This is a genomic window from Flavobacterium sp. (assembly GCF_035292545.1).
In the GTDB taxonomy this organism is placed as follows: Bacteria; Bacteroidota; Bacteroidia; order Flavobacteriales; family Flavobacteriaceae; genus Flavobacterium.
In genome coordinates this window covers 17,768-27,415 of record NZ_DATDPV010000031.1, presented here as the reverse complement: position 1 = coordinate 27,415, position 9,648 = coordinate 17,768, and the positions used below count along the sequence as shown (strand labels likewise).

Sequence of the window (9,648 nt, the reverse complement as noted above, 5' to 3'; positions counted from 1 at the left end):
GGTAAGGAGTAAAACATGTTGGTATGTTTCCCTTTTGTAAACCTGTATTCGCCAGCAATATTTGATATCACATCTCGCGAACCTGCAAATCCAGCGCGTATCGTATTGGTCATTCCTGCTTTTTGTAACTGCTCTTTTACTATAAATTCGGTAAATGGCATGTTGCTTAGTTGGTCTATAATACGACCCAACAATAAATAATTGGTTTGGTTGTATCTAAATTTTTCTCCTGGCTTGAAATCAATTGGTAAGGTTTTTACTTTCGCCCACGAAGCTTCTTCGCTTTCAGGAACTAATATGCTGGTTTCCTCGTCAACTATATCCGGAATTCCAGAGGTATGAGACAATAATTGCTGTATGGTTACGGTTTTCCAAGTATCCGGTAAATCATTCAGATAGGAAGAAACGGGTGCTGACAGGTTTAGTTTTCCCGCTTCAACCAATTGCATTATGGCTACTCCGGTAAAAGCTTTGGTAATGGAGTTGATGATGAAGACAGTGTTCTCTGTTACCGGAATTGAATTTTGAAGATCAGCCAATCCGTAATTTCCGAGTTTTACAATTTTACCATTTTGTACCACGGCCAATTGCAAACCGGGAATATTCTTTTTTTGCATTTCATTTTTTAGAAAAAGGTCAATTTTGTCAGTTTGTGCCTGAATGGAACAGCTGAACATCATTCCTGTTACGGCAAATAGTAATTTTTTTAAAGAGATTTTCATATTGGTTTATTGGTTTGATTGATGATTCAGTTTCTGAATTTGTATTACAGACGAACGTGTAATAAAATTGTTACAGGTTTTTTTAAATTTAAATTTAGATGCAGACAATGTGAAAAATGGTGTTTTTTTGGAAGTTGACCAAAACTGAGATTATCTTAAAATTAGTGTTGGCCGTTCGGTTTTATATTTATTGGAATATCTAATTCAAATTTTACGTCTTTATAATACAATAATTTATGCTCTGATTTATTTCCAAATAGAGTAGTTCTTTTTCCACTTTCAATCATAAAATTGCCTGGAATATTTAACTTCTGAATAAATTCAAAAGGATGTAAACAACTAAATCTAAAAAGAGGAAAAAGATTAACGGTGCTTTTTTTTAATTGTAAAATAAGTGATGTTTCCGATTTCTTCCTTTTCGAATTTTTATATACATCAACTTTAATTGTTTTATTTAAACTGTCATTGTCAATTGTGGTATATTCAAATTCATATTCATAAAATTTTTTATCATAATTGATACTATTTGAATCCACATATCTAAATTCAAAAAAAACTTCCTCTCTGGATTTTGACCCTATAACTTCGAAATTATGTTTAATCATTTTTTTTATATCATACAGTGATGCAATTTTTTTTGATTCTGAATTTCCACTTACGGATAAAAAGTAGTTTTCATCTTTTGAATTTGAATAAACTATGCTTTCGCGATTGTAGTCTTTCATTTTACTATTATATTTTGCAAGCAAATCAAATTCAAACTTTTGAGCATGAAGAAATGAACTAAAAAGGATAACTACTAAATATATTGTTTTCTTCATTTTGTTGTTTTTTTCGGTTCCGCCAAACTGACCGCTAACTTGCCTATTTGAGTAATGTTTTTAATTAAAACAATCTCCTGTAAACTAAAAGTTCTAAATTACAGTTTTAGTTTTCTCGCTAATATATAAGATTTTTCATTAAATGTCAAAACAAAATAAAATGTCATTGAAGACATAAAACAAAAAACAACATCCGTTAAACTTCTCACAAATTCAAATTCATGATTCAGACCATTTCTTTTTTTGTATTTTTGACAAGCAATAAAAAGGTATGACAGAAGAACTGGTAGTTTTAGTAAATGAAAACGATGAGCAAATTGGCTTAATGCCCAAACTCGAAGCCCACGAAAAAGCGATTTTGCATCGTGCATTTTCCGTTTTTGTTTTGAACGAAAAAAATGAAATCATGCTCCAGCAACGGGCGCATCAAAAATACCATTCGCCCTTATTGTGGACCAACACGTGTTGCAGCCATCAACGGGAAGGGGAAACGAACATTCAAGCGGGAGACCGCCGACTGTTTGAAGAAATGGGTTTTAGAACCGAGCTTAAAGAATTGTTCCATTTTATCTATAAAGCGCCTTTCGATAACGGATTAACCGAACATGAACTGGATCACGTAATGATTGGTTATTTTAATGAAAATCCAACCATTAATCCTGATGAAGTCGAAGATTGGAAATGGATGAAAATTGAAGATGTAAAAGATGATATGATTGCCCATCCTGCCATTTATACCGTTTGGTTCAAAATAATTTTCGACGAGTTTTATCACTATTTAGAAGCGCATAAGATTTGAGATTACAGCAATCTTAAATCTTAAATCAAATTCCTAAATCACTATGAAAGTAACGATAAGCAGAAAAGCCCATTTTAACGCCGCCCATCGATTGTATCGAAAAGATTGGTCTTTTGAAAAAAATGATTCCATTTTTGGGAAATGTAACAACCCGAATTTTCATGGTCACAATTATGAATTGACTGTTAGTGTGACAGGCGCTATCAATTCTGATACGGGTTATGTAATGGATATTAAAGATTTAAGTGATATTATCCTGGAAGAAGTGGAACATAAATTCGATCATAAAAACCTGAATTTAGATGTTCCTGAATTTGAAAATCTAAATCCAACTGCCGAAAATATTGTTGTTGTGATTTGGAATAAAATCAGAAACAGAATAAAACCAGAGTTTGATTTGGAGGTTGTTTTGTATGAAACACCGAGAAATTTTGTAACTTATAAAGGCGAATAATGGCGATAAAAGTAGGTGATACAATCCCGAATTTTACGGCGAAAGATACCAAAGGAAACGATTTTGACAGCCAGAATTTAGTAGGTCAAAAACCGCTTGTCATTTATTTTTATCCAAAAGACAACACGCCCGGATGCACCGCTCAAGCCTGTAGTTTTCGGGATCAATACGAAGATTTCAAAGATATGGGAGCCGAAGTTATAGGGATAAGCAGTGATAGCACTGCTTCTCATCAAAAATTTGCCAACCAATACCAATTGCCTTTCATCCTTTTGTCTGATCCTGACAAAAAAATCAGGCATCTTTTTGGGGTTCCAACTGATTTGTTGGGATTACTTCCTGGAAGGGTGACTTATGTGGCTGACAAGAATGGAATGGTTACGATGATTTTTGACAGTATGAAGGCCGTTAATCATATTCCGAAAGCGCTCGAAGCGATTAAAAAATTAAGATGAAAATGAGTTTCAACATATATCCTTTGCAATTCTACCCTATTTTTAAAGAAAGAATTTGGGGTGGAGAAAAACTGAAAACGATTCTCAACAAACCCATTACTTCCAAAATAACAGGAGAAAGCTGGGAATTGTCTACTGTGGAAGGTGATGTGAGTATTGTTGCAAACGGAACTTTAAAAGGAAAATCACTTTTGGAACTCATCGATACCTTCCCGGAAGAAATTTTAGGTTTGGGGGTTTATAAAAAATTCGGAAAACAGTTTCCCTTGCTTTTCAAATATCTGGACGCTAAAGAAGATTTATCTATCCAAGTGCATCCCAACGATGTCTTGGCTCAAAAACGCCACCACTCTTTCGGAAAAACCGAAATGTGGTTTATTATGCAGGCGGATGAAAATGCCAAAATAATTGTTGGTTTCAAAGAAAAATCCAATGCAGCCGAATATTTGCATCATCTGAAAAATAAGACACTGGTTTCAATCCTTAATGAAAAGGAAGTGAAAACAGGAGATGTTTTCTTTCTGGAAACGGGAACGATCCACGCGATTGGTGCCGGAATCGTTTTGGCAGAAATCCAGCAAACCTCGGATATTACGTATCGGGTATATGATTGGGATAGGGTTGATGCTGAAGGGAATTCAAGAGAGCTCCATCTTGATTTGGCTTTGGATGCGATTAATTATGATATTGCAGCCTCTCAAAAGACCTATTCTAAAGTAGCCAACCAGCCTAATGAAATGGTGAACTGCCCATATTTTACAACGAATTATTTACCATTAGAAGGCAGAATAGCTGTCCAAAAAAACAGAAACTCCTTTACGGTTTATATGTGTGTAGAAGGGGCTTTTGAATTGGAATTTAATGATTCAACTTATAATTATAAAAAAGGCGATACCATATTAATTCCAGCCGCAATGAACACATTCATTCTGAGCGGAACAGGGTCTCTTTTAGAAATTTATATTTCATAGTCGGTAATAGAAAGATTATATGTACTTTTGCAAACGCAAATTAAAATTAAAAATAAAATGGCAAACGTTAAGAATTTAAAAAAAGACATCAACTACGTTTTAGGAGATATTATTGAAGCAGTTTACTTATTTGAAATGTCAACTACTGGAAAACCAACTGAAGCAACTAATGCTTTAATTGATGAGGCTATCGGAAGTTTTGATACTTTGATCACAAAAGTGAACGCTAAGAAAGTAGAAAACAAAAAAGCACACTTCAAACAAATCAATGTTGAATTGGAACAAACTGCTAATCAATTGATTGCTAAAATCAATGAATTGTAGTTAAAAAATAATAAAAAAAAGTGCAAATTTGTTTTGGAAAATTGAAATTCAGGATTATATTTGCACCCGTATTGAGACGCCAGCGTAGCTCAGTTGGCTAGAGCAGCTGATTTGTAATCAGCAGGTCGTGGGTTCGAGTCCCTCCGCCGGCTCAATCGAAAACCATCCTTTTTAGGATGGTTTTTTTATTTATGCCCAATACCAGTTTATGAAAATACCAATGTGATGGCTATTTTCCTTTCGGTTTATTCAAAAAAAAAGTCCTGAAATTATCAGGACTTTTTTGGTTTTGAATCTTACTATTCTTGTTTTTTTCTGTCTGCCACATATTTGGTCAGCATCACTCCATATTTGGATTTTGCGACCTTTGGTGACATCGATTTCTGAATGGTGTCAAGATATTTAGTTGTAGCATCATTTATCTCTGATAAGGCAATATAAGGCGCCACTTCATAGTCTTTATTGGTTATGGCAAAATTGATGGCGTACAAGTATTTTCTTTTTTTGATGGCATCATATTTAACATCGTTCTCTGACAATAAATTCATCTGATTGTTTTTAAACGCTTTTAGCCTTTCCTCAGTAAGGGTTAGCTGTTGGTCAGTGAATCTGGAATTTATTTTTTTATAAGCATCATATAATTCCTGGTTTTTTGAACCTGTTATTTTTGCTTTCGCATAAAAAAACGCTAAATCAGTATCTATATTTATTTTACCGGGCTCGGCAAAAAACATTAAACTGTTGTCCATGGTATTACTGGTACCTCTGTCTAAAAATAAGTATAACATTTCCGGAGATTTGAGGTCTAAATTGCTTTCAAAAGCTGAATTACCATCAACTTTAATGCTGTCTAATGTCACTAAAGCAGTGTCTTCTAATTTTTTGATATATAAAGTACCTTTTTTTAGCCCTTTTATATTCCCGGTAATCTGTAAATTTTTATCTGATTTTTTTTCGCTGCAGGCAACAATCAGGAATAAAGAAAATAAAGCTAGTATTGAATTTTTCATAGGTAGATAATATTTGTTTTTTTAAGGAATAGTTTAAATGTCATGAGGAACATCTTCTTTCGTCTGGATGTCTCTTCCATCATGGCTATTTCATGAATTTTTATTTTCGGCAAAATAATAAAAAAATCCCCAATCTGAAGCACAAATTGAGGATTTTTAAATGTTTATTTTTACAGTTTACCCTTTTAACCAGGCTTCTTTAATCTTGCTTTTGCTGGCATCAGTAGCTTGAAGTCCTTCTGCTTCAACATAAGTAAGTTTTACTTTTCCTTTTAAAGCCTGTTCTTTTCCGTCACGTTTTATTTTTACGGTAATAGCATCGTTCTCTTTCCAAGTCTGACTTCCCATGATTAACTCATAAATGTTGTCTAAATTGTAGTTTTTGTCATTTATGGCAGTAACAATATCGCCGCCTTTCAGACCTAGAGTTTTCATAAAATCGTTCAATTCGATTTCAGGAATAATAACAATTTCTTTAGTGTCCGGGTTTATTGTAATATAAGGTGTCTGGCCATCTAGGAAGACGTTTCCGGGTACTTTCTTCTTAGCTTTTGTAAGACCCACTTTTGCAAAGTATTTATCGTAAGGAATTGGCGTTTCTCCTGAAACATAAGTCGCCAGAAATGCGCCTACTTCCGGATAGGTCAGCTCAGTGATTTTGGCAAAAAGTTCTTTATCATCAAATGGTTTTGTTGGGCCATAAACAATAGATAATTTTTGCATTAAATCAAGAATGCCTCTTTGTCCGTTGCTGCTTTCTCTAATTTGAATGTCAAGGCACATTGCGATTAAGGCTCCTTTTTCATATACATTCAGATATTGGTCTTTGTATGGTTTGGTTAATACATTGGCACTCATTTTTGTAAATGACATGGAGTCGTTCATTGTAGAAGCATTTGCAATTTTACCTGATATTCTTGCATAAAAATCGTCTTCTGAAATCAAACCTTGGTTCACTTGGAATAAATTGGCGAAATATTCGGTCACTCCCTCATACATCCATAAATGCTCTGACATTTTTGGAGCATTGTAATCGAAATAATGGATTTCTTTGGAATGAATGGCCAATGGCGAAACGATATGGAAAAATTCGTGAGAAACAACGTCTTTCAACTGTTCTGCCAATTGGTCTTTTGGCATCATTTCCGGCATCACAACTGTTGTTGCTGTCGGATGTTCCAATGCTCCAAAACCATGCGCATCGTTCCCTTTTACATCTGTTAAATACAAAAGAACCGTATATTTTTTAGTTGCATTGAATTTTCCTAAAAAGTTTTTTTGCGCCGTTATCATGGTTTTCATTTCCGGTGTAATACTTTCTGCTGTGAAAATGCCATTTGGAGAATAAACGCTGATTAGAATTTCCATTCCGTCTACAATGAAAGTAGTGTAATCTGGTTTGGAATACATGATTGGATTCTCCACTAATTCTGCATAACGACTGGTTGTAAAAATATCTTTTGTGGCACTTGTATCAGTGTCAACCATCGAGGTGGCTCCAAAAAGAGTGGCCGGGTGCGAAATGGTTACTTGATAAGGAATGGTGTTTTTGTCTGTAAAATAACCCACAAAACCATGGGTATTCAACATGAAATTTTTCCCTTCTTCAATATTTGTTCCTGCCGGAGAGAAAATATCGTGCGTGGATTCTACATCATAAGTGTCATTTACCCAATAAGTAATTTTTGATACCGTTTTTGCATTGCTAATAACCCAGGAATTGTCATCAGATTTTGTAACTGAAAGTGGATTTCCTTTGGCATCAAAAGCATTCAGGTTTTCTATAAATTTCCCGTAATCATCTACAGAATAGGTTCCCGGAATAATTTTAGGAATATGATACGTCACCTGATCGGTTGTGAATTTTGGTGTAGTAACTGTTACCATTACTTTGTCGTCTTTTACCACATTCAAATCAATGGCGACCTGAACTATTTCTTTTGTTGCAGAAGCGGCGGAAGAACCGGTAATTTTGCAGCTCCAAAGTACGGATGCAAATGCAAACGCAAAAATTATTTTTTTCATAAATTTTTATTGTTTTCTTAAATAAGTCATTAAAAGTATAAAAATGTTACTGCTTAGAATGATTTTATTATTGATAAATGGTTTTTAATGGGAAATTAAATGGCACTGACCTGTTTTATAAATGTATTTAAAATAAAAAACTCCCGAATTTCAGGAGTTCATTTATTAATCTAATTTGTTTTTTATATAGTATTTACCATCTAAATCTTCATCAAAATCATCAATTTTTAGAGGTTTTGGTTTTGGTTTACCGGCATTTGCTTTCTTTTTCCATAATTCAAATTTATCAGCCGTCAACTTCTTCTTCATGATTTCAAGAATATCTTTCTCGGCCAATCCAAACTCTTTTTTGATGATTTCAAAAGGATTTCTTTCTTCTAAAGCCAATGAGACCAATTTTTCGGTTTGGCTCCAATTTAATTCTATTTGTTTATTCTTTTTCATTACTTGAAAATAAATTCAGGAAGGTTTTAATAGGTTATAATTTCAATATCAATATTAATAAAAAAAACAATTACTTTTTCAGTAGTAATACTATTTTTTTAAGCAATTTCATTTTTCTCAAAATAATTCCTTTTTTGAAATGGTATTTTTAATAAATTCGGCAATTTGTTGTTTTCTTCATGCTTCATGTGCGTGTCTACGCCATAAATTATTTCTTCAGTCGGGAATGTCATAAAAGTGCCAAATAAGCGATCCCAAACCGAGAAAATATTTCCGTAATTACTATCCGTATAGGGTAAAACATAATGATGATGGACCTTGTGCATGTCTGGTGAAACTATAAAATAGCTTAATAAAGTGTCGATTTTTTTTGGTAAAGCAATATTGGCATGATTGAATTGCGTAGCCACAACCGATAAAGTCTGATATAAAAAAACCATCCACATCGGACTTCCGACAAGGAGTATGCCGAATGTCGTAAAAACAAACCGAATCACACTTTCGCCAGGATGGTGCCTATTGGCAGAAGTGGTATCAATCCAGGTATCGGTATGATGAATAAGATGGAAACGCCACATCCATTTGGTTTTGTGCTGAACCCAATGTACAAAATAAGCACCGATTAAATCCAATAACAATAAGCCAATTAAAGCATAAAGCCAAATCGGAATTTCAGGCAGCCAATGTAGCATTCCAAAATTATTTTCAACGGTCCAGTCTGCGGTTTTTAATAAAATAAAAGCCAGACAAAAATTTACGATTATGGTAGTAAGCGTAAAAAAGATATTGATGCCTGCATGCTGCCACTTATTATATTTGAATTGAAATAAAGGATAAGCATTTTCAATTAACCAAAACAGCGTGATTCCGGAAACTAAAATTAAACTTCTGTGGGAAGATGGAATTGTTGAAAAATAATCGATTATAGCCGTCATTACAAAATAATATTTTTATAAAAATACTAAATTATTTAATAACTCGAAAAGTTAAATTAATTCTCGGATTGGTTGGTTTAGCCGTTTTGGGAATCTGATGTTTCCAAAACTGTTGTGTTGTTCCTTCCATCAACAGTAAACTTCCGTGCTCGAGTATTAGTTTCATTTTTTCATTTTTATCCAAATTATGTTGCAGATGAAAAGCGCGTTCTGCTCCAAAACTCACAGAAGCAATTGCAGGATTTATCCCTAATTCCTTTTCATTGTCCGCATGCAAACCGTTACTGTCTTTCCCATCCCGATATAAATTGAGTAAAACGGTCGTAAAAGTTGTTTGGCAAACGGTTTCAATTTGGAATTTTATTTTTTGCAAAAGAATATTCCATGGATGTGGCTGCATTGTAATATTCGAATAGGAATACGATTTTCCATCATTTCCATACAAAGCGGTCAATCGCGGCTGCGGATGTGTCTTGCCAAAAAGCGTAATGTTGTCCTGTTGCCAAGGTGTAGTTTCCAATAATTCCATGAATATTTTATCGGCTTCTTCCGTGTCAAAAAAGTTAGGATAATAACTGATTGTCGCATCGGGTAAATCAAAAACTATTTTGTCTGATGGGAAAAAGGATTTCATATTGCAAAAATAAAGAGAAAAACGAAAGCAGTCATTACTATATTTTTTGAATTC

General features: G+C 33.9%; 12 protein-coding genes and 1 tRNA gene. 6 read left to right on the top strand and 7 right to left on the bottom strand.

Annotated elements, in window-relative coordinates:
• The coding region (locus tag VI621_RS04770; protein ID WP_324217238.1) for a serine hydrolase domain-containing protein at positions 1-722 on the bottom strand (722 nt) is incomplete at its 3' end.
• 161 nt (positions 723-883) lie between these two features.
• Entirely contained in the window at positions 884-1,543 is a 660-nt protein-coding gene (locus VI621_RS04765) for a hypothetical protein (protein WP_324217237.1), read from the bottom strand.
• A 271-nt stretch (positions 1,544-1,814) separates the two neighbouring features.
• Between VI621_RS04765 and idi the strand changes: the two genes are divergently transcribed.
• The 6 genes from idi to VI621_RS04735 all read left to right on the top strand — a co-directional run bounded on the left by idi (position 1,815) and on the right by VI621_RS04735 (position 4,698).
• Entirely contained in the window at positions 1,815-2,342 is a 528-nt protein-coding gene (gene idi, locus VI621_RS04760; protein WP_324217236.1) for an isopentenyl-diphosphate Delta-isomerase, read from the top strand.
• Between the two features lie 43 nt (positions 2,343-2,385).
• Positions 2,386-2,796 carry a 6-pyruvoyl trahydropterin synthase family protein gene (locus tag VI621_RS04755; protein WP_324217235.1) on the top strand — a complete coding sequence of 137 codons (411 nt, stop codon included), beginning with the start codon at positions 2,386-2,388 and terminating at the stop codon, positions 2,794-2,796.
• A complete protein-coding gene (locus tag VI621_RS04750; RefSeq protein ID WP_324217234.1) occupies positions 2,796-3,251 on the top strand; it encodes a peroxiredoxin in 456 nt (151 codons plus the stop codon). Before VI621_RS04755 ends, VI621_RS04750 begins: the two co-directional genes overlap by 1 nt.
• A 2-nt stretch (positions 3,252-3,253) precedes the next feature.
• Entirely contained in the window at positions 3,254-4,222 is a 969-nt protein-coding gene (locus tag VI621_RS04745; RefSeq protein ID WP_324217233.1) for a type I phosphomannose isomerase catalytic subunit, read from the top strand.
• Between the two features lie 57 nt (positions 4,223-4,279).
• Positions 4,280-4,546 (top strand): hypothetical protein, encoded by a 267-nt coding sequence (locus tag VI621_RS04740; protein ID WP_324217232.1) that lies wholly within the window; start codon positions 4,280-4,282, stop codon positions 4,544-4,546.
• 78 nt (positions 4,547-4,624) lie between these two features.
• Positions 4,625-4,698, top strand: a tRNA-Thr gene (locus tag VI621_RS04735).
• A gap of 147 nt (positions 4,699-4,845) precedes the next feature.
• On the opposite strand, the gene VI621_RS04730 is transcribed toward VI621_RS04735, so the two are convergent.
• The 5 genes from VI621_RS04730 to VI621_RS04710 form a co-directional block, all read right to left on the bottom strand.
• Positions 4,846-5,556, bottom strand: coding sequence for a DUF4369 domain-containing protein (locus VI621_RS04730; RefSeq protein WP_324217231.1), 711 nt, complete (start codon positions 5,554-5,556; stop codon positions 4,846-4,848).
• Between the two features lie 177 nt (positions 5,557-5,733).
• On the bottom strand, positions 5,734-7,581 hold the full coding sequence (locus VI621_RS04725) for a peptidase M61 (protein ID WP_324217230.1): 1,848 nt from the start codon (positions 7,579-7,581) through the stop codon (positions 5,734-5,736).
• A 165-nt stretch (positions 7,582-7,746) separates the two neighbouring features.
• Positions 7,747-8,025, bottom strand: coding sequence for a TIGR03643 family protein (locus tag VI621_RS04720; RefSeq protein ID WP_324217229.1), 279 nt, complete (start codon positions 8,023-8,025; stop codon positions 7,747-7,749).
• A 98-nt stretch (positions 8,026-8,123) separates the two neighbouring features.
• Entirely contained in the window at positions 8,124-8,960 is an 837-nt protein-coding gene (locus VI621_RS04715; protein ID WP_324217228.1) for a sterol desaturase family protein, read from the bottom strand.
• A gap of 31 nt (positions 8,961-8,991) precedes the next feature.
• On the bottom strand, positions 8,992-9,594 hold the full coding sequence (locus tag VI621_RS04710) for an alpha-ketoglutarate-dependent dioxygenase AlkB family protein (protein ID WP_324217227.1): 603 nt from the start codon (positions 9,592-9,594) through the stop codon (positions 8,992-8,994).
• Positions 9,595-9,648 lie beyond the last annotated feature (54 nt).